Source organism: uncultured Litoreibacter sp. (assembly GCF_947501785.1).
Classification (GTDB): Bacteria; Pseudomonadota; Alphaproteobacteria; order Rhodobacterales; family Rhodobacteraceae; genus Litoreibacter.
Genome location: NZ_CANMXB010000001.1, coordinates 22,489 through 46,148, shown reverse-complemented (window position 1 = coordinate 46,148; position 23,660 = coordinate 22,489). Strand labels below are relative to the sequence as shown.

The following is a 23,660-nucleotide window of genomic DNA, read 5'->3' as shown; positions in this document are numbered from 1 at the left end:
GGCTAGCATAACGAGACGTCACTTTTACCCGAGCGCGCCAACACGTCATCGGCAACTGTCAAATTAGAGAAGCGAAGCAAGCCATGGCAGATCTCATCTGTGAAGACCTCAGCATGACATTCACCAACCCGCAAACGGGTGGGAAGGTCGAGGCGCTAAAGGACATCAACTTTAACCTGAAAAAGGGCGAATTGCTGTCCGTTCTAGGACCATCGGGATGTGGTAAGACCACCTTGCTGAACGCGATTGCCGGTTTCGTGCCGCCGACCGGGGGACAGGCGAAGATAGGCGACAAAGTGATCGAAGGTCCTGGCGTGGAGCGTGGCATGGTCTTCCAACAGGGCGCCTTGTTCGAATGGCTATCGGTGTCGAGCAACGTGGATTACGGCCTGCGCATGCGCGGCAACGACAAAGCCGAAAACGAAAAACTGGTTGAGAAGTGGCTCGATATTGTGGGTTTGCAGGGCTTCGGCGACACGCCAACCTATCAGCTGTCGGGCGGGATGCAGCAGCGCGTGGCATTGGCCCGCTGCCTGATCAATGAACCCGATGTCATCTTGATGGATGAACCGCTAGGCGCGCTGGACGCGCTGACCCGCGAAAAGATGCAGTCACTGGTTCTGGAGATTTGGAAAGAGACCGGCAAAACGATCATGATCATCACCCACTCGGTGGAAGAGGCGCTGCTGCTTGGCGAACGTTTGTTCGTGATGGCTCCACGCCCAGGCCGGGTACACAAGGAATACCGCCTCCCATTCGCCGAACGCGGTCTCAAAGAGTCTCTACGGGAGATTAAGCATGATCCCTATTTCATCGAGGTCCGCGAAGAGATCCTGACGATGATCTGGAACATGGAAGAGGAGATCATGGGCCGTGCTTGATTGGTTGTCAGATAACCGCGCGCTCTTTGCCGCCTACATTATTCCCATCCTGCTGGTGGGATTTATTTGGTCCATCTGGTACGGGCGCAAACAATCCCGACAGACGGAAAATGACGAGGTTTTTGGCGATCCGGTACGCACCAAAGGTGGGTGGTTCTGGGCCGTTTGCGGCGTTTGCTCGCTGTTTTTGGTTTGGTTCTACTTCTCTTGGGGCGTGGGCCGCGCCTACTTCCCGGACGCAGCGAACGATATGTGTCAGATCGCCAAGCTGGAAGAATCCGTCGGTCCAATCAAGGCATCCCTGCCTATTGGGTCGCGCTACTACAAATCAACGCTCCTTGCCGGACGGAATTCAGATCAGCTCGATATTCTTGAAGCACAGCTCGCCACGACGCCATTCACCGATGCGGAAAAGGTCGAACTGGGCGAATTGATCGGTCAGACGAAAGCACTAATCGCGAACTCATCCGATCCAGCGCGCATGTCAGAAGAGGCGAAGGTCGAACTGACGACAATCGCATCGCGGATTGACGCGCTGGGCGACTTCCTCGACGCGGGCCCCGTGAAAATGGCCCCTACGGCGGAAGCACTGGCGCAGCCGAAATGGGGGACCACGTTCACCGAAATTCCGATCCTGCCGATTACAGAACGTGGTGTACTGTTTGAAAACGCCTCCCTTCAGGCGGCTGAGATCGCGGGCGACTTCAACAAGATCAGAAACAACAACTCCGCCAATGATGCGCTGATCGCCGATACCAAGGCCCGCATTGATGCGCTGAAGGAGGTCAACGAGGCCGGCAGTTTTGACGAGCCCGTTGCCGGGGCACGCGAGGCCTATGTCAAAGCGGTCGAACGTATCTTCCGTCGCCTCGACGATGGCCTTATCTTCCCTGCCGCGGCGTTGGAAGAGGTCAATCTGGCCGTCAGCAATCTCGACGCTTCGGCAGTTTCAGCTCAGGGCGGTCTTCGCATCGCTGATGCGCTGTTCTTCCCGGGGCCGGGCATCGTGAAGTCGGCCACGCAATGCACGGAACAAGGGTCTGCACGGTGGCTGCCCAAACCGACAGACGTGGTTGCAACCTTTGGTCGCCTGGCCAACCCTGACCTGGAGAATGGCGGCGGCTACCGTGGCTTCCCGCTTCTGTGGTGGGACTGGGTTGCCGTGGCGGACATCGTCGCATTCTTCACACCAGATTGGATTGCAGATGCCTGGCCGGGTGAATACGCGCGACATGGCTCTGACGGCTCGATTGAACCGAACTTCAAAGACAAGCTGCTGGCTTTCGCCACAGGTGACGTGAACCTCGGGCATTTCCCAATGCTGGACGGGCATATCTGGGACTCGTTATTCCGGGTTCTTGTTGCGCTTGGATTGGGCATTCTAATCGGTGTGCCGCTTGGGTTGTTTATGGGCGTCTCGAAGTTCTTCAAATCGTTCTTCGACCCGCTGATCGAGCTCTACCGACCCGTACCGCCCCTTGCCTGGGCGCCGCTGATCCTGACGATCTTTGGCATTCAGGATGACGGTAAGATCTTCCTGCTCTTCATGGTTGCTTTTGCCATCATGGTGATCTCCGCTCGGACAGGCGCGTCTGGCGTTCAACTGTCCAAGATCCGCGCGTCGCACTCTTTGGGGGCGACGGATCGGCAGATCATGTGGACGGTTATTTTCCCGAACGCTTTGCCAGAAATTCTGACGGGCATCCGCATTGCGGTTGGTGTCTGCTGGGGCACCCTTGTCGCCGCTGAGATGCTTGCCGGTACGACAGGCATCGGCTTCATCGAGAACATCGCACGGACAGTGTCCGACTATGAACTTATCTGGGTCACGATCCTGATTATGGGTGTTTTGGGTCTGATTTTTGATCTGATCATGCGGTGGGTCATTCAGAAAACGATCCCTTGGCGCGGCATGGGGTAAACCAAGCCGCTCCCTGGCTGTTCGCGACTGTTATGCGGGAGGGGCTGCCTATCTTGTATCGGAGATCGGCAGCCCACCCTCGTAGTGTCGACTAACGGGATAAGTCTTAACTGTATTGCTCTGGGCAGGATGGGTGTTTTGACAAAACCCCAAAAGTGATCGTTTTCAGGCTGCCAAAATGGACGCTTGGTGGCCTTTGATAAACGGTCGGGCGACTTGCCCGTATGAAATGGGATTGGCCCGCAAATCCGGGAAAATAGCGAATAACTCCTCGCGGGACCGCTCGTGCAGGCCCGGCAGGCTATATGCGCCCGGGTGGTAGCTTTCACTCTCGGCTCCGTTAGCCCGGACAATCTCGTGGGAATCAAACATAAAGTGATGGTATGTCACCAACCCAGTCGGACGCTGAACAACGTCCTTACCGTTCACAAGGTGGCGCGCGGCAACCAGGACCTCAGGTGATCCGAAATACAGTTCCGACTGGTAGCCAGTCTGCAACATACGGTGTTGTGGCGACACCATCAGACGCGATGTATTGCCGATGGCTCCCGCGGCGAACTCAATTGGCGCCGTGGCTTTGTTGGTCAATACTGTGCGCGACCCTGTCCACCTTATGGCTTGCGGGCCATTGTCGCGAGTCAGGACCAAGTCGCCGGATCGCAGGTCCTCCACCGGACGTTGACCATGCGGGGTATCGATGAGGCAACCATCGACGAAACAGATTATCGTTTCAATCTCGGAGAAATTGACTGTTGTGCCGTCCAACAACGTTGCAGTGCCCGAAAGCCCGCCCGCGGCATCATCGGTGTTTGAATAGACAATGGAGCCCAAGACCAGTTGGCCGTTAAAGTCCAACGTATCGCCAGCAGTTTCATCGCCCTCACCGCCGGTGACCGTGATGGTGCCGCCGTTTAGCTGCGTCGGGTCAATTGTGAACGTATCGTCGCCGTCGCCGCCGACGGCGGTGTCGCTTTGCCCCAGCGTGATGGCGTCATCGCCGGTCCCGCCATCGATGAAATCATCACCAGCGCCGCCGTCAATTGTGTCATTTCCGCTGCCGCCATCAACGGTGTCGTCCCCATTACCCGCAAAAACGGTGTCATTGCCTCCGCCTGCCTCGATGACATCTTCATCGCCGCCGGGCGTAATGGCGTCAAAATGCAGGTCGGAGAAATAGATGGCCTGCTGTGTCGTTCCGCCATTGTCATAGACGACTTCAATGCGCGCCACAGGTCCTGGTATTTCGATCAGCGCCGACCCACTTGCGTCGGTGGGCGACCCGTTCGATAGGCCGGCCGTAATAGTGTTGCCGGTTACAGTGTGGTTGCTCCCACCTGTAATGTTGACCGTGATTTCGTTGCCCTCTGCATCAAAGGCACGCACGGTGACGATATCTTGAAAGTTGTTGGTGCCGTCATCGAGCCCATCGATATCGCTAATGCGGAACCGGACGTTTTCAACTTCATCGTTGAGCCCTGAGCCCGCGGCCGCAGAGAACTCAAATTCGACGGTCGTGTCGTCAGCGCTGCCATTGGCGAGGATATAGCCCGCAGAGTTGCTGCTGAACGGCTCCCCTGCCCCCACAAAGATGCCTTCGGTACCGCCGCTCAGTTCGGCGGAAAAGTTCTCGTTGGTTTGGACATCCGTATATGTGACCTCGACATTGATCCCGCCTGTGTTCTGCGTGACCCCGCCGCGCAGATCCTGCTCATCGGTGTAGTCCGACCAATTGAATTCGGATGCTTGCGGAGGTGTCGCGCCAGGCGCGTCGCCGCCATCTACGACATCATTGCTGGTGTCCCCCGTGTATGAGCCGTCAATGACATCGTCGCCGTCCGTCCCGCTGACAATCCCGTCAGACGCAGCCGCGTAGTCGGCGTATGAAAAGCTTTCGTCACCCGCACTGACATCTGGCTCAGTGTCAAACGATACGGTCTCGTAAACCCGGCCTGGGACCAGAGGAATTTCCGACAGCGTGTAATATCCGGTGTTCGTGCCATCATTCACGCGAATGGTCACGACCTGGAATTCCTTGCCCGTGACGGTGTCGATCAGCGTCCAGGATTCCTCGGCATAAACCTCGTTGCCGGTAGTTGTGTTGCCGCCAATGGTAACTGTCGCCGTCGCGTTTTCGCTTGCGGCGTCATCGAGAACCAAGCCGTCAACGCCAACTTGGTTGTCTGTTATTGCCGCAGATCCGTTTGCCGTCGCAGGGCCGCCGTACGTAATTTGGCCGCCCGTTGTCTGAGAGAACGTTCCCAGCGGGTCAAATTCGTAGATTTCTACGTTAAAGGTGGGCATCTGCTCGGTCTTCTCTCATCTCGCCCTGACGCATTTTGCAGAGGTCAGGTTTTCCTTACCCGCAACTAGGTGTCGAATATGGCCTTCCTTGGATTCAATCGTGGCTGGAGAGGGGAAAATTGTGTCAAAAAAGTGGCCAAGCTGCAGATATGACGTCCAATCCGCAGACCTCCCCGCAAATGGTGGCCCGCTGCCACAAATCAGTCGCTTGTCGTACAGCCCCCTTGGCCCTTTCGCAGACCCGGCCTATAAGCCACCAAACCCAACGGAGAACCCAATGCGGACTGCCAAGATCACACGCAAAACGGCTGAAACGGATATCAGCGTCGAGATCAATCTCGACGGTACCGGTACGTACGACAACCAGACCGGCGTAGGGTTCTTTGACCATATGCTCGACCAATTGGCGCGCCATGCTCTGGTCGATATGACCATTCGTGCCAAAGGCGATCTGCACATCGACGATCACCACACCGTTGAAGACACGGGCATTGCCCTGGGTCAGGCGCTAGCGCAAGCTATTGGCGACAAACGTGGAATTGTGCGCTACGGCGCGTGCCACCTGCCGATGGATGATGCACAAATACGCTGTGCGCTCGACCTGTCCGGCCGACCGTTTCTCATTTGCAATCTGGATATTCCGACGCAGAAAATCGGGACGTTTGACACTGAGCTGGTGCGCGAATTCTTCCAGGCCTTCGCGACCCATGGCGGGATAACGCTGCACATCGACCAGCTGCATGGGTTCAACAGCCACCACATCGTCGAAGCCGCGTTCAAAGCGGTCGCGAGGGCACTTCGAGACGCGTTGGAAACCGACCCGCGCAAGGCCGATGAGATCCCATCAACCAAGGGCACACTTTGATGCTCACTGTTCTCGTTGATTACGATAGCGGGAACCTGCACTCAGCCGAAAAAGCCTTCCAGCGTATGGCGGCGGAGGTTGATGGTGGCGACGTGCTGGTGACTTCTCGCCCGGAAGATGTGGCGCGGGCAGACCGCATAGTGCTGCCTGGTGACGGGGCCTTTCCGGCCTGCCGCAACGCCCTCATGCAGGACCGTGCGGGCTTGTATGAGGCAATTGTGGACGGTGCAATCACACAAGCCAAGCCGTTCATGGGCATTTGCGTTGGGATGCAGATGATGGCCACTGTCGGTCGGGAATATACCGACACACCGGGATTTGACTGGATTGAGGGCGAAATCGTAAAGATTGAACCGAAAAACCCGGCAATGAAGGTTCCGCATATGGGTTGGAACGATTTGGTACTTCAGGGCGCTCACCCGGTGCTTGATGGCCTGCAAAGCGGCCACCACGCCTATTTCGTGCACAGCTATCACTTCAAGGTCGCTGACGCCGCCCAACGGCTGGCGCATGTGGAATACGGCGGTGATGTAACCGCAATTGTCGCACGCGACACGATGATCGGCACTCAATTCCATCCGGAAAAGAGCCAGAGCACAGGGCTCCGGCTGATTTCCAATTTTTTGAAATGGACGCCCTGAAGCGTTACTTGACCCGCGACCAGGTCTGTTTCGAGCACAACAACCCGCCTGCGACACAACCTGCCAAGCGCAGGCTGTTACCGTTCAACGCAATTTTACCAATGTAAATCTTGTTGTTCGACGGACGCCAGACTTTGCCCGCGTAAGCGTTATCGCCGGAAGACGTCATGTTGCGCACGATGTCCTTGCCAATGTTTGCGGACTTAAATTCTCCGGACGCATTGAACGTGCGCACGATCTTGCCACAGAAAGCTCCGCCGCATTGGTACATCTTCACATGCGCGTATGCCCCGTCATCAACCTGCGTTTTCCAGGTCCCCAAAACTGGGTCTGCCGCAAAGGCCGACCCTGCGAACGCCAGCACGAAGCCTGCAGCCAAGGTAAGTTTTTTCATGTGATCCTCCCTAAATCTGCCGACATAGTGGCGCGTCCGCCCCTTCACGATCAAGCATGACGTTGGGTCCAAAGCCCCTTCACACCCAGGCGCGGCTGTGAGATAGACCCTGCGAAATCACAGCCATCCGAGGACCCGGGCCATGATCCTGTACCCCGCCATTGATCTAAAAGACGGAAACTGCGTGCGCCTCTATAAAGGCGAGATGGATCAGGCCACGGTGTTCAACGACAACCCGGCGGCACAAGCCAAGGCGTTTGTGGACGCCGGCTGCGAATGGTTGCATCTTGTTGATCTTAATGGCGCTTTTGCCGGAGAACCAGTGAACGGCTCGGCGGTTGAGGCAATCTTGAATGAGACAAATGTCCCCGCACAGCTTGGCGGCGGCATCCGCGATATGGCCACTATTGAACGCTGGTTATCCAAGGGGCTGCAGCGCGTTATTCTTGGCACAGTGGCAGTCGAAAACCCGGATCTGGTGCGTGAAGCTGCCAGAGCCTTTCCAGGACATGTCGCTATCGGTCTAGATGCAAGAGACGGAGTGGTTGCAACCCGCGGTTGGGCAGAAGAAACCGACATCGAGGTCACTGAACTTGCCAAGCAATTCGAAGACGCTGGCATTTCAGCGCTTATTTATACGGACATCAACCGTGACGGCGCGATGCAAGGCCCAAACGTAAAAGCAACGGCGGCCCTGGCAAACGCTGTCTCCATCCCGGTCATTGCCTCAGGGGGTGTTTCCTCGCTCTCGGACCTAGCTGAACTTAAGGCCAGCGGAGCGCCACTTGATGGGGCCATATCGGGACGCGCGCTTTATGATGGCGCGATTGACCTCAAAGAGGCCCTGGACCTGCTGAAAAACTAGTCCGCTATTCCGAAAGAGCCGCGCCGACCAAATATCTGCGCGGCTCCTTTTCAGTATTATTCAGCCGCTTTTGCGGTGAGTTTTCCTAAGGCGCCGGTCATAACCTTCAAGAATTCTGCGTCCGCTGGAATATCGAGCTCTTCAAACATGGCCGCAGGATCATCATAGGTGAGCTGCGTTTTGCCATCGGCGTCAGCGTAAACCAGCACCTTCAGGGGCAGATAGAGCGCAGACCGGATATCTGCCTGCATCGCTGGGGTCCCGATCTTCGGATTGCCGAAAATCAACACCTGTGCTTCGCCCATCTCCAGATCGGCGCCGGCGGCAGCTTTCTGATGATCGACCCGCGCCACCACCTTTGCGCCAGCACCCTCGATGGCGGCCGCCAATGCGTCAGCGGTTTCGGTGACTGATTTCGGTGACGAGACCGTCACAAGGTCAGCAAAAGCAGGCATGGCGGCTCCGATGGAAAGGACGAAAGAGGTCAGTAACGCTTTCATGAATAATACTCCTGTGAATTGTATGAAAGCAGAACCGCATAGGTCGTTCCAAAGTTCCAATCACGTCTCTGGCATCGGCGGGCGTTTGCCGCTACATCAGCGTCTTAAGGAGCCGCGCCAATGCTAAAAACTCGCATTATTCCCTGCCTCGACGTCAAAGACGGGCGTGTGGTGAAAGGGGTCAATTTCGTTGGACTGCGTGACGCTGGCGATCCGGTTGAGGCCGCCAAAGCCTACGATGCCGCTGGGGCGGATGAGCTGTGTTTCCTTGATATCAACGCCACCCACGAAAACCGCGGGACGATGTTTGATGTTGTCACCCGCACCGCCGAGGCCTGCTATATCCCGCTGACCGTTGGCGGCGGGGTCCGCACCCACGAGGATGTGCGCAAACTTTTGTTGGCAGGAGCCGACAAGGTCAGCTTCAATTCGGCAGCCGTGGCCAATCCTGATGTGGTGTCCGAGGCCGCCGACCGGTTTGGATCGCAGTGCATTGTTGTGGCCCTTGACGCCAAGACCGTCAGTCCAGGCAAATGGGAACTCTTCACCGCAGGTGGCCGAAAACCAACTGGAATCGATGCCGTGGATTTCGCCGAAATGATCGTTGCCAAGGGGGCCGGAGAAATCCTGCTCACCTCAATGGACCGCGACGGAACGCGCGACGGCTACAACCTGCCATTGACCAAGGCGATCTCAGACGCGGTTTCGGTGCCGGTCATCGCGTCAGGTGGCGTAGGCACCCTTGATCATCTGGTGGAAGGCGTGACCAAAGGCGGCGCGGATGCGGTGCTTGCGGCCTCCATCTTCCATTTCGGTGATTATACTATTGCGCAGGCCAAGGCACATATGGCGAAAGCAGGGCTCAACATGAGGATCGGCCAATGAGCACACTTGAACGTCTTGCAGCGACAATCGACGCGCGCAAAGACGCGGACCCTGACAAATCCTGGACTGCGCAGCTTCTGGCAAAGGGGCCTGAAAAATGCGCTGAAAAATTTGGTGAAGAGGCCGTTGAGGCCATCATCGCCGCCGTAAAGGGTGACAAGCGGAACCTAACAGAAGAAGCGGCAGACGTGATATATCACCTCGCAGTGCTTCTTGCGGCATGTGATGTCCCGCTGGAAAACGTGATGCAGGAGCTCGATCGTCGCCAGGGTCAGTCCGGCATCGCCGAAAAGGCCGCCCGCGACTAGCGACTTGTTTGCGTTGAACGCTCGGGCGTAGAATTTTCAATCAGCGCAACCAAAGTTTGTTTCGTTTCAATTGGTTGCGGATTGCCTGCTCACGTCTTGGCAAGTTGTCCCGATCAAATATTGCGCGCGCCTTCCGACCTTTGCCTTGAAAAATGATCCGCCGCATCGGCTCGTATTGCTTGAGCACCTTTTTGATCTTGTTTGGCGCTGACACCTCTTCCAAGACATCCACCACATGGTCGCGTTCACGCGCGTAAAGCAGCGGCAGAACGCGGTAATGGCAGGTCACGTCATGGTCCATCGGGCCGGACACGTCCGGCTGGCGCCCGCCGTTGAAAGAATGAACCACCAGCGGCAAAGCGATCTGATCCAACCAAGGTTTCAGGACCTGACATACGATCTCGTCTGGCCCGTCATCACGGATTTGCCGGGCAAATTTCAAAAAGCGCGCCCCAAACTCGTGCGGGCACCGATGATAGAAGAAGCCTGCGTTGAAGTAGAGATAACGCTGCCAGTACTCATCGGGTTGCGACAGATCCAGGCTGCTCTCAAAGTCCAATCCAAACTTGTCGTATAATGACTTCCAAATCGCGCTGTACCCAGGTCCGTACAGCTCTATTGTCGGCCAGGTTCCCTCCCGCTTCATGGATGCTGTTGGCCGGTCAAAATCAAACGGGACTTTCGACAAATCACCGGTAATCAACGTGTCGGTATCCAAAAACAAGAACGGCTCACCCTTGGGTAAGGCCCCCAGAGCCTCGATCTTGTTTCCATAGGGGTAGCCAGCCCCGAAGACCTGGTTTTTGAACGGTACAAACTCCGCGCCGAGCATTTCAAGGCAGGCCCGCACCTCCGGATTGACCACCGAAGGGTTCGTGTCCCAACGATGATTCAACTGCGGCTCTGCCAGTAGCAAACGCCCCTTAAAATCCGGGTTGGTATGGCGCAGCGAAGCGGCCAGCAAAATAGCCTCGTATTGCAGCCGGCCCGCCTGCACGACGGCCATGATATTGAAGCGATCCGGCTGCACTTTGGTCTTGGGCCGCACTGCCTTTGGGGGTTTGCTTGTCGGTTTTGCTGCCATCTGGGTCACATTACTTCTTGTTGCCCCGACAGTAGAATTTTTGCTCGCGGACGGAAAGCCAAACAAGGTGGCAAATGAAAAGACTTCAAATGGGGGCGTCGGGGCGACATACTCCAACAAACGTTTGTTGGTTAGGGATATCCAATGCACCTAATTCGCACCACCCTTTGCGCACTGTGTTTCGCCCTGCCCGCAGGCGCTCAGGACTTCACAACGTCTGCCGGGGTCAAACCCATTCTGGAACTGATCAAAGCGCAGTGGGTCGCGGTGCGGCCTTATGATGGCAAAGACCACCTGTATTTTTCTACGTTGCTGGTCTACCGCTGCGGCATTCAACAGATCAGTTTTGCCTATAACGGAGGGCCATTTCAGCCTCTTCAACATGAGCCTTGTCACGAAGGCGAGGCAAATCCCTCTGCACTAAAAGTTGAAACCCATCTTCCTTATGTCGTTGCACCGTTGGACAGCTTGCAAAATATTGCGGTCGAGCTGCAATTTGACGACGGGTCGGTGATGGTTCAGGGCTATGATCGCGCATCCATACTGATCAACTGACGTGCTGGCATCGCATTTCGTTTGCGCTAGGGCGCTGCAGACCGTTCGCTGAAAAATGATGACGTTAGGTTCCCCACCGGACGCGTTGATTTTCGGGGCGATATATGGTGCCCTTGGGCGCAACAACACGCATCGGGGGCGTTGAGTGGACATCTTGGTCAATGTGGTCCTGCCGCTGTCTTTGGCGGTTATCATGCTAAGCTTGGGCGTTGGTCTCACGCCGGCTGACTTCAGACGCGTTGCAGAACGCGGTTGGGTCTTTGCGGTCGGGGCCACATGCCAAATTATCTTGATACCGGTTGTCGCCTATTGCGTGATCATCCTGTTTGGGCTGAGCGGAGCAATCGCAGCCGGTATTATGCTGCTTGCATTCTGTCCTGGCGGGGTCACCTCCAACGTCGTGTCGCGGTTGGCCAACGGCGATGTAGCCCTTTCTGTGTCGCTTACGGCAGTGGTGTCGCTGTTGTCCATGTTGACTGTCCCGCTGTTTGTTGGCTGGGCGGTCGTGCATTTCATGGGGGAAGACGCGCCCACCTTCTCAGTCAGTTCACTTGCGCTCGCTATGTTTCTGATCACCGCATTGCCGGTGGCGGTTGGCATGGGCATTCGCCATATCGCACCGGATATGGCCGAACGTATTGAACCGAAGCTTCTGATCTTATCCAGCGTCTTGTTTGTGGTCATCATTCTTGCCGCCATAGCCTCCAACTGGAATTTGTTTGTTGAAAACTTTACGTCCCTCGGCCCTGCTTTGGCCGTCCTGAATATCGTCACGATGGTTGGCGGGTTTGCGATTGGCGTCGCCCTAAATCTTGGTCGGGCGGAACAGAAAACCATCTCTATCGAAGTCGGCCTTCAAAATGGCACGCTGGGCATAACACTGGCCCCGATAATCGCTGGCGCTGCGGGAGGGATTCCGACCATCGGGCTGCCGTCAGCCATCTACAGTGTCATCATGTATCTAACCGCGGCACCATTCGTCCTTTGGCTACGCACCCGCAAAAATGAAGGCTGACGTCGTCATTGTTGGTGCCGGCCTTGCAGGCTTGGTCGCAGCCGCCGAATTGGGTGACCGCGGGAAATCCGTTCTGATTGTAGATCAGGAAGGTCCGCAAAACCTCGGCGGGCAGGCTCACTGGTCCCTTGGTGGCCTGTTCATGATCGACACACCCGAACAGCGCAGGATGGGCATCAAAGATAGCCATGCGCTTGCGTTGGGCGATTGGCTGGGATCTGCGCAGTTTGATCGCCCGGAAGACCACCTGCCCCGCCAATGGGCTGAGGCCTACTTGGATTTCGCAGCTGGCGAGATGCGTCCTTGGCTGCACGAAATGGGGCTTCGTTGGTTTCCGGTCGTCGGTTGGGCTGAACGCGGAGGTGGATTTGCAGACGGCCCCGGCAACTCGGTCCCTAGGTTTCACATCACTTGGGGAACCGGTCCCGGTGTGCTTCAGCACTTTGTCCGCCGCTGCCGAGCACATGAACAGGCAGGGCGGATCGCAATCAAGTACCGCCATCAGGTCGATAGGATTGAAATGCAGGATGGCGTGGCTGTTGGCGTCAGCGGTTCAGTCCTTGCTCAAGACGACGCCCCCCAGGGTGCCCAGACAACACGTGATGTCGTAGGCGAATTTCGAATTGATGCATCATCAGTGGTGGTGGCTTCCGGCGGAATTGGCGGCAATTTCGAGTTGATAAAGAAGGTCTGGCCCACAAAGAGGCTGGGCAGAATGCCAAAGAGGCTGCTTTCCGGGGTGCCTGCCCATGTTGATGGCAGGATGCTTGATATCTCCGAGCAGGCCGGTGCGCACCTGATCAATAAGGACCGGCTGTGGTTCTACACAGAGGGCATCAAGAACTGGGACCCGATTTGGCCGCATCATGGTATCCGCATTTTGCCCGGGCCGTCATCGATGTGGTTTGACGCACATGGCAACAGGTTTGCCCCACCTGCCCTGCCCGGCTTCGACACAAACGCGACATTTAGGGCGATCCTGGACAGCGGCCACGACTACAGCTGGTTCGTCCTCACCCAAAAGGTGATCAAAAAGGAATTCGCGCTGTCAGGTTCGGAGCAGAACCCGGACCTGACCTCGGCCAAATGGTTGGAGGTAATCAAACAACGCGTTCTGTCTGGTAAACGCGCCACCGACCCCGTTGAGGCTTTTAAGGCATCGGGTGAAGACTTTGTCGTGGCCGACACGCTCGGCGAACTTGTGTCAGGGATGAACGCGGCAACGGGTGACAACCTGATTTCGGAACCCAAGCTGCGTGCGCAGATCGAAGCGCGGGACCGGCAGGTCGACAATCCGTTCAGCAAAGACGCCCAGATGACCTCGATCAACGGGGCGCGACAATATCGTGGCGACAAGCTGATCAGAACGGCAAAGCCACATAAATTCTTGGACGCAGAAAACGGTCCGCTGATCGCTGTCCGGCTAAATCTGATAACGCGCAAAACGCTTGGCGGCTTGCAGACTGATCTGAACAGCCAAATGGTTGGTGCTAATGGGACGACAATCCCGGGCCTGTTTGCAATCGGCGAGGTAGCCGGATTTGGCGGCGGCGGTTATCACGGCTACAATGCTCTAGAGGGCACCTTTTTGGGTGGGTGCATATTTTCCGGCCGGGCCGCTGGTCGAAGTAATGAAATCGGTTGAGCTGAACGCTACACCATACGTACCCAAAAGTGGCGAGCAGATGGACAAGGTTCGGCCCAACGGTCCTAGCGTGCCGGCAGCAAGACCGGCCAGATCGCGTCGAGCCCTACCATGATGGTTTCGCCAACCTCATGTGGCTCGTCCACTTCCTCGCTTATCGCAAAAACCTGGCCAAAACTGGCTTCCAATGTGTATTCCATTCTGCTGCCAACATAGGTCGCCTTCTTCACCTGCATCTCCAGCCCAACTTCCGCGCCGAGGATCAGGCGCGTCGGCCTGACCGCCAACGATGCGGCACCGGGTTGCAGGCCGCGTGCCGGCAGAACGTGGGTAAATTCGTCAATGTTGATCTTCGCCTGATCGCCAGACACGGAAGAGATCTCGCATGGGATGATATTCGCCTCGCCAATAAAATCTGCGACGAAGTGGTCAGCAGGCTCGTCATAGAGCGCACGGGGGGAGCCTATCTGCGCAATCGCCGCATTGCGCATCACCACAATCTCGTCTGATACCGCCAATGCTTCTTCCTGGTCATGAGTCACGTAGACCACAGTAAGCCCGAGGTTTTGCTGAATGTCCCGGATGTCTTCGCGCACCTGACGGCGCAACTTCGCATCAAGGTTCGACAGCGGTTCGTCAAACAGAAGAACCTGAGGCTCCAGAACAAGCGCGCGCGCCACTGCAACCCGCTGTTGCTGGCCGCCAGACAGTTCGGACGGCAAGCGGTCTCCAAAGCCCTTGAGGCCGACCAAATCCAGCCCGTCTGCCGCCCGGTCACGCGTCTCAGATTTGTCAAACCCCGAAAACCCCAGCCCGTAGGACACGTTTTCCATCACCGTCATATGGGGGAACAAAGCGTAGCTCTGAAAGACCATGGACACATCGCGATCCGTGGCAGGCAGCAAGGTGACATCCTTGTCGCCGATCTGGATGGCCCCCTTAGTCGCCATCTCAAGCCCAGCGATCATGCGCAATGTTGTCGTCTTCCCGCACCCCGAGGGTCCCAGAAGCGTCACCAGCTTTCCTGCCTCGATTTCCAGATTGATGTTGTCTACGGCGACCACGTCCTTGCCGTATATCTTGGTGACATCTTTGAAAATGACGGGTGCGGCCTTCGAACTGATGCTCATCTGCTTTCCTTACACATTGGTTCGAGACTGCGACATGCGTCGACCGATTTTGGTGCGGCCTACAATCAATTGCATCGCCAAGACGACGCTCAACATCACGAAAATCAGGGTTGTCGAATAGGCAATGGCCAGGCCGTAATCGTTGTTCTCGACGCGTCCGATAATGTAGCTGGTCGCCATGTCATATTCGGCGCTTACAAGGAAGATCACCGCGGAAATCGCGGTCATCGCCCGCACGAACGAATAGACCAGCGCGGCCAGAATTGCGGGGCGCAAGAGCGGCAGGATGATCCGGCGGAAAGTTTGCCAAGAATTTGCGCCAAGCGTGAGCGACGATTCATCAAGCGACTTGTCGAGCTGCGACATGGACGCAATTCCGGCACGCACGCCCACCGGCATATTGCGGAAGATGAAGCTGACGACAAGAATGATACCTGTGCCCGTTATCTCTATCGGTGGCACGTTGAATGCCAGAATGTAGCTGACCCCAATGACCGTCCCGGGGATTGCGAAGCTGAGCATTGTGCCAAATTCAAATGCATTCTTGCCCGCGAAGTTTTGGCGGGTAAGCAGATAGGCCGTGATAAGTCCGACAATGGCGGTAAGCGGCGCAGCAATTCCGGCAATTTTGAGCGTGGTCCAAAAGCTGTCCCATGCAGCACCGGACCATCGAATGCCGCCTTCCTCCAGCCGGAATGAGAAAGCCGTAACGTAATGCTTGAAGGTAAGAGTGTTATTCACCCCCCAGAGTTCGACCACCGACCCATACAAGATCATGAGGTAAACCAGACCCGTGAATGCCGCCCAAATCAACGCAAGCGCGAGCACAGGTACTGACAATGCATTTGGCAAATGCGGGTGCACCCCGCTATCGCCTTTTCCTGACACCGTGGTGTAGCTCTTCTTTCCCAGCCAGAACCGCTGCGCGTAGAAGGCCGCAAGGGTGAAGCAGAGCAAGACCATCGCAAGCACCGCCGCTTTGCCCTGGTCATATTGAGCCCCGACAATGGCGAAGAAAATTTCCGTGGACAGCACATCAAAATTGCCACCAAGCACCAAGGGATTTCCGAAATCCGCCATACTTTCGATAAAGCCCAACAGAAAGGCATTCGCCAGGCCAGGACGCATGAGCGGCAGGGATACGGTCTTGAACACCTGCCATTTTGAGGCGCGAAGTGTCTGGGCGGCCTCTTCCATCGACGGCGAGACCCCTTCCACCACGCCTATCAGCACAAGAAAGGCGATTGGTGTGAAGGCAAGAGTTTGAGCAATTAACACCCCCGGCAACCCGTAAAGCCAACGGGTTGGCTGGATGCCAAAAACATCCGCGAAAAATACCGTGACCGACCCTGACAGACCGAAGAGCAAGATGAGCGCCAGCCCGATCACAAACGGCGGCGTAATGATGGGTAACACCGTCAGCGCCCGCAGCAGCCGCTTGTAACGGAAGCCGGACCGCGTAACGACCAACGCAAAGACAAGACCCAGCGCTGTGGTGATGAACCCTACGAGAATAGCCAAGAAGAGCGAGTTCAGCGCAACGCCACATCGCCCGCCGGAGAGACAACCAAGCCCCCAGAGCCGATCATCAAAGAATTTTGAGGCGAACACACCTGCGGAATAACCACCGTCATCTGTAATGAAAGCGGCGGTCAGCATCTTGGCGATTGGGAAGAACACGAAGACCGTGACAATAACGATCACACCACCAATCGAACTGACCACAAAAACGTCGCCATTGATTGCCCCGCGGGCGGCAATTCCCTGACAAAAAAGAAACAGAAACGCCGATGCGCAGATCAGGCCGCCATACCCCATCCCATATTGTCGGTCACCGAGATCGCCAAAAAGCTGTGCCGCCCATTCGAAGTTCCAGCCGCGGATCCCTATGGCAAACCCCTGAAGGATCAACCAACCAAACCCAAATGCCCCTGCGCCAATAAGGATTTTTGCAAAGATCGGATCAGATTTTGGCCGCTTGAGCGCTACGAGAGGTGCCAACAACGCCAGTATCAGAGGGGCCAGCCAGCGCTTTTCGCCTTGGGCGATCAGAAAGGCAGCTGGCGCATAATCTTCGTCAAACGGATACCCGTCGACAAGCCATTCAAACGTAAAGAAGTCTTCGATCCCAAACCACGGGAGCAAAGCAAATCCGACCCAACCGGCGATGATCCAGAAGACCAATACCGGATGGGTCGTTTTTTCAGATGTCAGTGCGCGCACGATTTATTGTGGCAGGACGGACACCTCGTCATCCCATTTTTTCAAGAGGCGCTTACGTTCGTCGGAAGAGCCGTATTTCTTGAAATCATAGTCGATCAGCTTAATGCTCGACATGTCCGGCGCGCTTTCCGAAGTCTCGGCCCCCATGTTGGAAGGCACCTGAAACGCGTTGACCTGCAATGCTAGGTTCTGCGCCTCAGCCGACAAAGCCCAGTCGTAGAATTTCTTGGCTTCGTCCATATTGCGCGCGCCGTCGATGATCGACATTGACCCGATCTCGTAGCCTGTCCCCTCGGCCGGGGCGACCACCTTCACAGGGAAGCCAGACACAGCTTGCTTCACGGCGTCATGCATGAAGACGATGCCAATGGTGTTTTCCCCGCGGCCCGCAGCCTTGATCGGGGCGGAGCCAGATTTGGTGTATTGGTTGATGTTGACGTGAAGCTTTTTCATGAAGTCAAAGCCGTCTTCCTCACCGAACAGCTGCATCATTGTGGCCAATGTTGTGTAAGCCGTCCCGGATGAGTTTGGGTTCGCCATCTGAACGTGACCTTTGTATTCCGGCTTGGTCAGGTCTTCCCAGGACGTAGGCTCCGGAAGGTTGTTGGCGGCAAGCAGGTCAGTATTGAACCCATAGCCCAGAGCCCCGGAATAAATGCCGATGGTTTTGTTGCCTGCGCTCTCCGCTTGGGCGATTGCCCACGGATGCAGCTGGTCGCGCATCGGCGACACGTATTCCGCGGTCAGACCTTCTTCGGCAGCCTGAAGGTGAGGATCACCTGTACCGCCCCACCAAACATCACCTTTGGGGTTGGAACTTTCGGCTTTGATCTGGGCAAAAGTCTCCCCCGATGATTTGCGGGTCATGGCCACGTCGATGCCCGTTGCATCTTGAAAGGAGTTTGCCATCAACTGGCACCAATCCTCTTGAGCGGAGCAATAGAAAGTGAGTTTGTCAGCCTGAGCCGCGCCAGTCGTCATCAGCGCAACCGCCGATGCGCTGAGCATCGCCTTAAATGAAGTCATGAATTTTCCTCCCAGAAAATCTGTTTTGTAACAGTATTATGACATCAGCCTATGTACGGTTACGGCAGCTGGCAAACTTTTTCTGGCACCGGCATTGTGTGGTGCGGTTCGATCGCAAGCGTCATCTCCGCCCTTTGCAGTGCGCTCCCAGGTCAGGATTGCTCCGACATTCGCCACATCTTTCGATTGAAATGAATACGGTGGTGAAAGACTGCCGCATTGGCCAAAAGCCTATATTTTTAAGCACATGTAGCAGGCTAATGGTTGAGGAGTTTCGCCCGGGAACGCCCGACAGCGGCGGTAGTCTGGCTTCATGAGTCTGCGCAAAATTTTTAGACTCACAGTTGACTCACAGCCGATCCCGCTGAATGTTTCGAAGATAATTGGGGGGAATTGCGCGTCCGCGGCACTGTCATGCAGCGGTTACTTTTTGCCCCTTATAACCACTTCTGCGAGCACTCTGTGATCCTTAGAAAGGGGCAATACTATGAAATTTTTAACAGTGATGGCGGCTGGGTTTATGACCGTCGCAGCGCCAGTGTCGGCTGCCACCGACATCCAATTCTGGCACGCAATGGGGGGACGTTTGGGCGAAGTCGTCGAAGAAATCGCGGCCAAGTACAACGCCAGCCAAGACACTTACAACCTGGTTCCGACCTACAAAGGCGGCTACGAGGACACGATGACAGCCGGCATCGCGGCATTCCGCGCCAAGCAGCAACCAAACATCATCCAAATCTTCGACGCCGGCGCGGCGACCATCATCAACGCCAAAGGCGCGACTGTCCCGATTGCTGAACTGATGGCGGACTTCAACGCCGAAGACTACATCGAAGGCGTGCGCAACTTCTACGCCGACAGCGACGGCAACATGATCGGCATGCCGTTCAACTCGTCGACGCCGCTGCTGTATTACAACAAGGACATTCTGGCGAAGGCAGGCATCGACACACCTCCTGCGACATGGGAAGAGTTCGAAGCCATGGCTCCGAAGATCAAAGAGGCCGGCTACCAAGCGCTTGCGCAAAGCCACAGCCCCTGGATTTTCTCCGAGAACTTCCATTCCCGTCACAATCTGCAGCTGGCTACCGGCAACAACGGGTATGACACCACGGACGTAAAAATCCTCTACAACAATGACGAAATGAAGATGCATTGGGGTAAGGTGAAGGAATGGTTGGACAATGACTGGTACGGCTTCTACGGCCGTGGCTGGGGCGACAACCAAGACGCCTTTGTGCAGCAGAAAACGGCGATGTGGCTGGGGTCTTCCGGCTCCTTCGGCGGGCTGGCTAAATCGGCTGAGTTCGAATTTGGCGCGGCTGAGCTGCCCTACTGGAAGTCCATCACTGACGAACCTTACGGCACATTCATTGGCGGTGCAGCGCTGTTCGCCATGGCTGGCAAGCCTGACGAAGAAAATGCAGGCGTTGCCGACTTCATGGCGTTCCTGACCAGCCCTGAGATGCAATATTTCTGGCACAAGGAAACCGGCTATGTCCCGATCACCAACGCAGCCTATGAGCTGGCCAAGTCGGACGGCTACTATGAGACCACACCGGACGCTGAGGTGGGTATCACGCAGCTGACCCAGCGCGCGGGCGAGTGGACCAAAGGCTATCGCCTTGGCTTCTACGTGCAAATTCGTGAGGCGATGTACAAGCAATACGACAACATCTTCTCCGGTGCTTCGACCGTAGATGCAGCCTTTGATGCGATGGAAGAAGAGAGCAACGCGCTGCTCGAACGCTTCGACGCATCGATGAATTAATGCCGATTGCGGCCAGCAGGGAATGCCTTGCTGGCCGCTTTTTCCAATTCCCTGAAAGCACCGTTCAATGAAGCGCGTTCAATACGAACACAGCCCCATCCCCTATTTGTTTGTGGCGCCGCAGATCATCATTATCGTGATCTTCTTCCTCTGGCCCGCCGCACAAGCGGTGTACCAATCTTTCCTGCTTGAGGACGCCTTTGGCCTGTCCTCGCAGTTCGTTTGGTTCCGCAATTACTCTGACACCATCCTGTCCGGCGCATGGCTTCAGGCCGCGTGGTTCACGATGATCTTCTCCTTCCTTGTGACCTTCATGTCGCTCGGGTTGGCATTGTTGCTGGCCGTCAAAGCCAACGAGGTCATCCAAGGGGCCAGCACCTACAAGACCCTGCTGATGTGGGCCTACGCCATTGCGCCCCCCGTGGCGGGTCTGATGGGCAACCTGATGTTCAACCCGCTGATCGGGGATCTTTATGGGTTCATGAACGCTGTTGGCTTTGACTTTGACCATAAGCTGGACCCGGTGGATGCAGGCTTTGTCGTGGTCCTGATTTCCGTGTGGAAACAGGTCAGCGTGAATTTCATCTTCTTCCTGTCAGGGCTGCAAGGCATCCCCAAGTCAGTGCAGGAAGCCGCGCTTATGGATTGCAAAAGCTCGTTCCGCCGGTTCTGGACCATCACCTTCCCGCTGCTGGCGCCGACGACGTTTTTCCTGATGGTGATCAACATCACCTACGCGTTTTTCGAGACCTTCGGGATCATCGACACGACCACCCAAGGCGCGCCGGGCGGGGCCACGACGACACTGGTGTTCAAAGTGTTCCAGGACGGTTTCCGGGGAGCTGATATCGGCGGGTCCTCGGCACAATCGGTGGTGCTGATGTTGCTGGTGCTGGCGCTGACGGTGATCCAGTTCCGCTTCATTGAGAAGAAGGTGCATTACTGATGAACCGCTCTTCTATTGCAACCCACCTGATCCTGATCTGCGGCGCGCTCTTTATGACGCTGCCAGTCTGGGTCGCCTTCGCCACATCCACCCACGCGCCAGAGACGATCTTGCGCGAGGGGCTGCAAATCTGGCCCGGCGGACATTTTCTTGAAACCTATAACGAGGTGCTGTTTGTCGAAGGCGGGGTGATGAAAAAGGTCACCGCAACCGCGATGCTGAAGAACAGTTTGATTTTGGGCGTGGGCTTTGCTGTGGGCAAGGTCGTGATCTCGATGTTGGCGGCATATGCCATCGTCTACTTCCGTTTCCGACTGGCCGTGCCCCTGTTCTGGATCATCTTCATGACGCTGCTTCTGCCCTTGGAAGTGCGGATCATCCCGTCCTACAAGGTGGTGGCCGACATGGGGATGCTGGACACGCATGCGGGGTTGATCATTCCGCTGATTGCGTCTGCAACTGGCACGTTCTTCTTCCGGCAATTCTTTCGGTCCGTCCCGGATGAGCTGCTAGAGGCCGCGCGGCTGGATGGGGCCACGTCATGGGGGTTCTTCATCGACATTCTGGTACCGCTGTCCAAAACCATGATCGCGGCCATCCTGATCATCATGTTCGTGGTGGGCTGGAACCAGTATCTGTGGCCGCTGATCATGACCACCAAGGAGGAGAACTACACCTTGGTGATCGGCATCAAACAAATCTACCAGGTGCTGAACGAAGGCGGCGAGCTGCCGCAATTCCAAAAGGCCTTTGCGCTGACCATTCTGGCCACCCTGCCCCCGGTATTGGTGGTCCTGATCTTCCAAAACTGGTTCGTTAAGGGCCTCGTAGAAAGCGAGAAATAATGTCGGGTGTTCAACTAAAATCCGTCCGCAAGACCTACCCCAACGGGGCGGAAGCCATTCGCGGCGTCGACATGGATATCAAATCCGGCGAGATGATTGTGTTCGTCGGTCCCTCAGGCTGCGGCAAATCCACTTTGCTGCGGATGGTGGCGGGGCTGGAAAGCATTTCCGGAGGTGACATCTCCATCGGGGACCGGGTGATCAACGACGTCTCCCCGTCAGAGCGGGACGTAGCGATGGTGTTTCAGAACTACGCGCTTTATCCGCATATGTCGGTGCGCGGGAACATGTCTTACGGGCTGAAGAACCGGAAGATGGACAAGGCAGAGATTGAGAAGCGGGTCAATGAAGCGGCCTCCATGCTGAAGATCGACCAGTTCCTCGACCGCCAGCCCAATCAACTGTCCGGCGGGCAGCGGCAGCGCGTCGCCATGGGCCGTGCGATTGTGCGCAACCCGCAGGTCTTCCTGTTTGATGAACCACTGTCGAACCTTGATGCCAAGCTGCGCGTGCAGATGCGGATCGAGATTAAGCGGCTGCAACGGCGCATGAATGTGACTTCGATTTACGTGACCCATGACCAGACCGAAGCGATGACTTTGGCGGATCGGCTGGCGGTCATTAACGAAGGGCTGGTAGAGCAGATGGGGGCTCCGATGGAGCTGTATTCCAATCCGAAAACCCTCTTCGTTGCCTCCTTTATCGGCGCGCCGCAGATCAACCTGATCCCCGTGACATATGACGGCAAGACACTGAACAACGGAACGCTGAAACTGGCGGGGTTCAAGGACCTACCGGAACAAACCGAACTGGTGCTTGGTGTGCGTCCCGACGTAATGACGCAATCCGCCAAGGGACAATTGGACATGCGTGTCGATCTGGTAGAGCAGCATGGCGGCGAAAACCTTGTCTATGGGGCTTTGCAAGGAGCGACCAACGACGAAGGCGATGAGCTGGAGATTTGCCTGAAAGGCAACAAGGCTTTGCTGCCTGACCTCGACGCCGCGTTGCGCCTCAGCTTCGATCCAGCGACCGCGTTTGTGTTCCGCAAGGACACAGGTGAGCGGCTGGTATGACAACAGCCCGGCTTACCGCTGCCAAAAGCATTGCGCGGGACGCCGGAGCCATGGCGTTGGGGTATTTCAAAGACATTTCTTCTTTGGACATCAAATCCAAGGGCGCGCAAGACATGGTATCGAACGCCGATCTTGAGGTGGAAACCTTCGTGCGCTCCCGGCTGGCTGCGGCTTTCCCCGAAGACGGGATTGTTGGGGAGGAATATGACGATGTGGTGTCTCGGTCCGGGTGGACATGGGTGATCGACCCAATAGACGGCACGGCAAATTTCGTCGCCGGAATACCGCAATGGTGTGTGATCCTGGCTTGCGTGAAGGATGACCAGACTCAGCTCGGGGCAATTTATGAACCGTCTGGCGGCGAACTGTTTTGGGGCGCAAGGGGCCAAGGCGCCTTCGTCAATGGGGCGAAGATGTCTATCGCGCGCACCAGCGGGCTGAACGATGGCAGTGTTGGTGTGGGTATGAACGGGCGAACGGCCACACATATGGCCGCCGACCTGATCGCTGCGCTCTCTGCGCGCGGCGGCATCTTCTTTCGCAATGCATCGGGCGGCTTGATGCTATCTTACGTCGCTGCAGGCCGGCTGATTGGCTACGCTGAGCCGCATATGAACGCATGGGATTGCCTGGCCGGGCAATTATTCATTGCCGAGGCGGGCGGCCAAATTGAATGCCAAAGTGCGGAGGAAATGCTGCAGGATGGAGGCCGCGTTATCGCGGGATCGCCTGACATATTCGACGAACTCCTCACCATTTCTCAGGCCGCTTTCAAGGCGTGAC

The 23,660-nt window shown here is 56.4% G+C and carries 22 protein-coding genes; 15 read left to right on the top strand and 7 right to left on the bottom strand.

The genetic code is table 11. The features are described from left to right. Window positions 1-83: 83 nt before the first annotated feature. Together Q0899_RS00240 and Q0899_RS00235 are read left to right on the top strand one after the other, a co-directional pair. Complete coding sequence (locus Q0899_RS00240; protein ID WP_298292883.1) at window positions 84-881, top strand: ABC transporter ATP-binding protein; 798 nt, start codon at window positions 84-86, stop codon at window positions 879-881. Continuing rightward, the gene (locus tag Q0899_RS00235; protein ID WP_298292884.1) at window positions 874-2,802 is read left to right on the top strand and encodes an ABC transporter permease; all 1,929 of its coding nucleotides are present in this window, start codon (window positions 874-876) and stop codon (window positions 2,800-2,802) included. Before Q0899_RS00240 ends, Q0899_RS00235 begins: the two co-directional genes overlap by 8 nt. 165 nt (window positions 2,803-2,967) lie before the next feature. Here Q0899_RS00235 and Q0899_RS00230 read toward each other — a convergent pair whose 3' ends face one another. Continuing rightward, window positions 2,968-5,103 (bottom strand): Hint domain-containing protein, encoded by a 2,136-nt coding sequence (locus Q0899_RS00230; RefSeq protein WP_299190630.1) that lies wholly within the window; start codon window positions 5,101-5,103, stop codon window positions 2,968-2,970. 277 nt (window positions 5,104-5,380) lie between these two features. Between Q0899_RS00230 and hisB the strand changes: the two genes are divergently transcribed. Both hisB and hisH read left to right on the top strand, forming a co-directional pair. Next, a complete protein-coding gene (gene hisB / locus Q0899_RS00225; RefSeq protein WP_298292888.1) occupies window positions 5,381-5,968 on the top strand; it encodes an imidazoleglycerol-phosphate dehydratase HisB in 588 nt (195 codons plus the stop codon). Next, entirely contained in the window at window positions 5,968-6,609 is a 642-nt protein-coding gene (gene hisH / locus Q0899_RS00220; protein ID WP_298292890.1) for an imidazole glycerol phosphate synthase subunit HisH, read from the top strand. Before hisB ends, hisH begins: the two co-directional genes overlap by 1 nt. Before the next feature lie 4 nt (window positions 6,610-6,613). On the opposite strand, the gene Q0899_RS00215 is transcribed toward hisH, so the two are convergent. After that, window positions 6,614-7,003: a DUF2147 domain-containing protein gene (locus Q0899_RS00215; protein ID WP_298292892.1), complete on the bottom strand. Its 390-nt coding sequence runs from the start codon at window positions 7,001-7,003 to the stop codon at window positions 6,614-6,616. 142 nt (window positions 7,004-7,145) lie between these two features. On the opposite strand from Q0899_RS00215, the gene hisA reads away from it, so the two are divergent. Further along, window positions 7,146-7,868: a 1-(5-phosphoribosyl)-5-[(5-phosphoribosylamino)methylideneamino]imidazole-4-carboxamide isomerase gene (hisA, locus tag Q0899_RS00210; protein WP_299190607.1), complete on the top strand. Its 723-nt coding sequence runs from the start codon at window positions 7,146-7,148 to the stop codon at window positions 7,866-7,868. 56 nt (window positions 7,869-7,924) lie between these two features. On the opposite strand, the gene Q0899_RS00205 is transcribed toward hisA, so the two are convergent. After that, a complete protein-coding gene (locus tag Q0899_RS00205) occupies window positions 7,925-8,368 on the bottom strand; it encodes a DUF302 domain-containing protein (RefSeq protein ID WP_299190605.1) in 444 nt (147 codons plus the stop codon). A 120-nt stretch (window positions 8,369-8,488) separates the two neighbouring features. On the opposite strand from Q0899_RS00205, the gene hisF reads away from it, so the two are divergent. Continuing rightward, window positions 8,489-9,253: an imidazole glycerol phosphate synthase subunit HisF gene (hisF, locus tag Q0899_RS00200; protein ID WP_299190602.1), complete on the top strand. Its 765-nt coding sequence runs from the start codon at window positions 8,489-8,491 to the stop codon at window positions 9,251-9,253. After that, entirely contained in the window at window positions 9,250-9,561 is a 312-nt protein-coding gene (locus tag Q0899_RS00195) for a phosphoribosyl-ATP diphosphatase (RefSeq protein ID WP_298292901.1), read from the top strand. Before hisF ends, Q0899_RS00195 begins: the two co-directional genes overlap by 4 nt. 40 nt (window positions 9,562-9,601) lie before the next feature. Here Q0899_RS00195 and Q0899_RS00190 read toward each other — a convergent pair whose 3' ends face one another. After that, a complete protein-coding gene (locus Q0899_RS00190; protein WP_298293330.1) occupies window positions 9,602-10,567 on the bottom strand; it encodes a hypothetical protein in 966 nt (321 codons plus the stop codon). 222 nt (window positions 10,568-10,789) lie between these two features. On the opposite strand from Q0899_RS00190, the gene Q0899_RS00185 reads away from it, so the two are divergent. The 3 genes from Q0899_RS00185 (at window position 10,790) to Q0899_RS00175 (ending at window position 13,860) form a co-directional block, all read left to right on the top strand. After that, window positions 10,790-11,200: a hypothetical protein gene (locus tag Q0899_RS00185; RefSeq protein ID WP_298292903.1), complete on the top strand. Its 411-nt coding sequence runs from the start codon at window positions 10,790-10,792 to the stop codon at window positions 11,198-11,200. A 145-nt stretch (window positions 11,201-11,345) separates the two neighbouring features. Then, a complete protein-coding gene (locus Q0899_RS00180) occupies window positions 11,346-12,215 on the top strand; it encodes a bile acid:sodium symporter family protein (protein WP_299190597.1) in 870 nt (289 codons plus the stop codon). Next, window positions 12,205-13,860 (top strand): FAD-binding dehydrogenase, encoded by a 1,656-nt coding sequence (locus tag Q0899_RS00175; protein WP_299190595.1) that lies wholly within the window; start codon window positions 12,205-12,207, stop codon window positions 13,858-13,860. Before Q0899_RS00180 ends, Q0899_RS00175 begins: the two co-directional genes overlap by 11 nt. 65 nt (window positions 13,861-13,925) lie before the next feature. On the opposite strand, the gene Q0899_RS00170 is transcribed toward Q0899_RS00175, so the two are convergent. Genes Q0899_RS00170 through Q0899_RS00160 form a run of 3 tightly spaced genes read right to left on the bottom strand, consistent with a single transcriptional unit; the run spans window position 13,926 to window position 18,239 of the window. Then, on the bottom strand, window positions 13,926-14,990 hold the full coding sequence (locus Q0899_RS00170; RefSeq protein WP_299190593.1) for an ABC transporter ATP-binding protein: 1,065 nt from the start codon (window positions 14,988-14,990) through the stop codon (window positions 13,926-13,928). Window positions 14,991-14,999: 9 nt separating this feature from the next. Then, window positions 15,000-17,213 (bottom strand): iron ABC transporter permease, encoded by a 2,214-nt coding sequence (locus tag Q0899_RS00165; protein ID WP_298359343.1) that lies wholly within the window; start codon window positions 17,211-17,213, stop codon window positions 15,000-15,002. A gap of 3 nt (window positions 17,214-17,216) precedes the next feature. Further along, window positions 17,217-18,239 (bottom strand): ABC transporter substrate-binding protein, encoded by a 1,023-nt coding sequence (locus Q0899_RS00160; RefSeq protein WP_298292914.1) that lies wholly within the window; start codon window positions 18,237-18,239, stop codon window positions 17,217-17,219. Window positions 18,240-18,726: 487 nt separating this feature from the next. On the opposite strand from Q0899_RS00160, the gene Q0899_RS00155 reads away from it, so the two are divergent. The 5 genes from Q0899_RS00155 (at window position 18,727) to Q0899_RS00135 (ending at window position 23,659) form a co-directional block, all read left to right on the top strand. Then, window positions 18,727-20,010: an extracellular solute-binding protein gene (locus Q0899_RS00155; protein ID WP_298292916.1), complete on the top strand. Its 1,284-nt coding sequence runs from the start codon at window positions 18,727-18,729 to the stop codon at window positions 20,008-20,010. A 67-nt stretch (window positions 20,011-20,077) separates the two neighbouring features. Further along, window positions 20,078-20,956: an ABC transporter permease subunit gene (locus Q0899_RS00150; RefSeq protein WP_299190590.1), complete on the top strand. Its 879-nt coding sequence runs from the start codon at window positions 20,078-20,080 to the stop codon at window positions 20,954-20,956. After that, a complete protein-coding gene (locus Q0899_RS00145; protein WP_298292920.1) occupies window positions 20,956-21,801 on the top strand; it encodes an ABC transporter permease subunit in 846 nt (281 codons plus the stop codon). The genes Q0899_RS00150 and Q0899_RS00145 overlap by 1 nt, the downstream gene beginning before the upstream one ends. Continuing rightward, window positions 21,801-22,877 carry a sn-glycerol-3-phosphate ABC transporter ATP-binding protein UgpC gene (gene ugpC / locus Q0899_RS00140; RefSeq protein WP_298359352.1) on the top strand — a complete coding sequence of 359 codons (1,077 nt, stop codon included), beginning with the start codon at window positions 21,801-21,803 and terminating at the stop codon, window positions 22,875-22,877. Before Q0899_RS00145 ends, ugpC begins: the two co-directional genes overlap by 1 nt. Beyond that, the gene (locus Q0899_RS00135) at window positions 22,874-23,659 is read left to right on the top strand and encodes an inositol monophosphatase (RefSeq protein ID WP_298292924.1); all 786 of its coding nucleotides are present in this window, start codon (window positions 22,874-22,876) and stop codon (window positions 23,657-23,659) included. Before ugpC ends, Q0899_RS00135 begins: the two co-directional genes overlap by 4 nt. Window position 23,660 lies beyond the last annotated feature (1 nt).

Bases quoted from the DNA above. Each gene is read 5' to 3' on its own strand.
- Q0899_RS00240 (WP_298292883.1), top strand. From the start codon at position 84: ATGGCAGATCTCATCTGTGAAGACCTCAGCATGACATTCACCAACCCG.
- Q0899_RS00230 (WP_299190630.1), bottom strand. From the start codon at position 5,103: ATGCCCACCTTTAACGTAGAAATCTACGAATTTGACCCGCTGGGAACG.
- hisB (WP_298292888.1), top strand. From the start codon at position 5,381: ATGCGGACTGCCAAGATCACACGCAAAACGGCTGAAACGGATATCAGC.
- hisH (WP_298292890.1), top strand. From the start codon at position 5,968: ATGCTCACTGTTCTCGTTGATTACGATAGCGGGAACCTGCACTCAGCC.
- Q0899_RS00215 (WP_298292892.1), bottom strand. From the start codon at position 7,003: ATGAAAAAACTTACCTTGGCTGCAGGCTTCGTGCTGGCGTTCGCAGGG.
- hisA (WP_299190607.1), top strand. From the start codon at position 7,146: ATGATCCTGTACCCCGCCATTGATCTAAAAGACGGAAACTGCGTGCGC.
- Q0899_RS00205 (WP_299190605.1), bottom strand. From the start codon at position 8,368: ATGAAAGCGTTACTGACCTCTTTCGTCCTTTCCATCGGAGCCGCCATG.
- hisF (WP_299190602.1), top strand. From the start codon at position 8,489: ATGCTAAAAACTCGCATTATTCCCTGCCTCGACGTCAAAGACGGGCGT.
- Q0899_RS00195 (WP_298292901.1), top strand. From the start codon at position 9,250: ATGAGCACACTTGAACGTCTTGCAGCGACAATCGACGCGCGCAAAGAC.
- Q0899_RS00190 (WP_298293330.1), bottom strand. From the start codon at position 10,567: ATGGCCGTCGTGCAGGCGGGCCGGCTGCAATACGAGGCTATTTTGCTG.
- Q0899_RS00185 (WP_298292903.1), top strand. From the start codon at position 10,790: ATGCACCTAATTCGCACCACCCTTTGCGCACTGTGTTTCGCCCTGCCC.
- Q0899_RS00175 (WP_299190595.1), top strand. From the start codon at position 12,205: ATGAAGGCTGACGTCGTCATTGTTGGTGCCGGCCTTGCAGGCTTGGTC.
- Q0899_RS00170 (WP_299190593.1), bottom strand. From the start codon at position 14,990: ATGAGCATCAGTTCGAAGGCCGCACCCGTCATTTTCAAAGATGTCACC.
- Q0899_RS00160 (WP_298292914.1), bottom strand. From the start codon at position 18,239: ATGACTTCATTTAAGGCGATGCTCAGCGCATCGGCGGTTGCGCTGATG.
- Q0899_RS00155 (WP_298292916.1), top strand. From the start codon at position 18,727: ATGAAATTTTTAACAGTGATGGCGGCTGGGTTTATGACCGTCGCAGCG.
- Q0899_RS00150 (WP_299190590.1), top strand. From the start codon at position 20,078: ATGAAGCGCGTTCAATACGAACACAGCCCCATCCCCTATTTGTTTGTG.
- Q0899_RS00145 (WP_298292920.1), top strand. From the start codon at position 20,956: ATGAACCGCTCTTCTATTGCAACCCACCTGATCCTGATCTGCGGCGCG.
- ugpC (WP_298359352.1), top strand. From the start codon at position 21,801: ATGTCGGGTGTTCAACTAAAATCCGTCCGCAAGACCTACCCCAACGGG.
- Q0899_RS00135 (WP_298292924.1), top strand. From the start codon at position 22,874: ATGACAACAGCCCGGCTTACCGCTGCCAAAAGCATTGCGCGGGACGCC.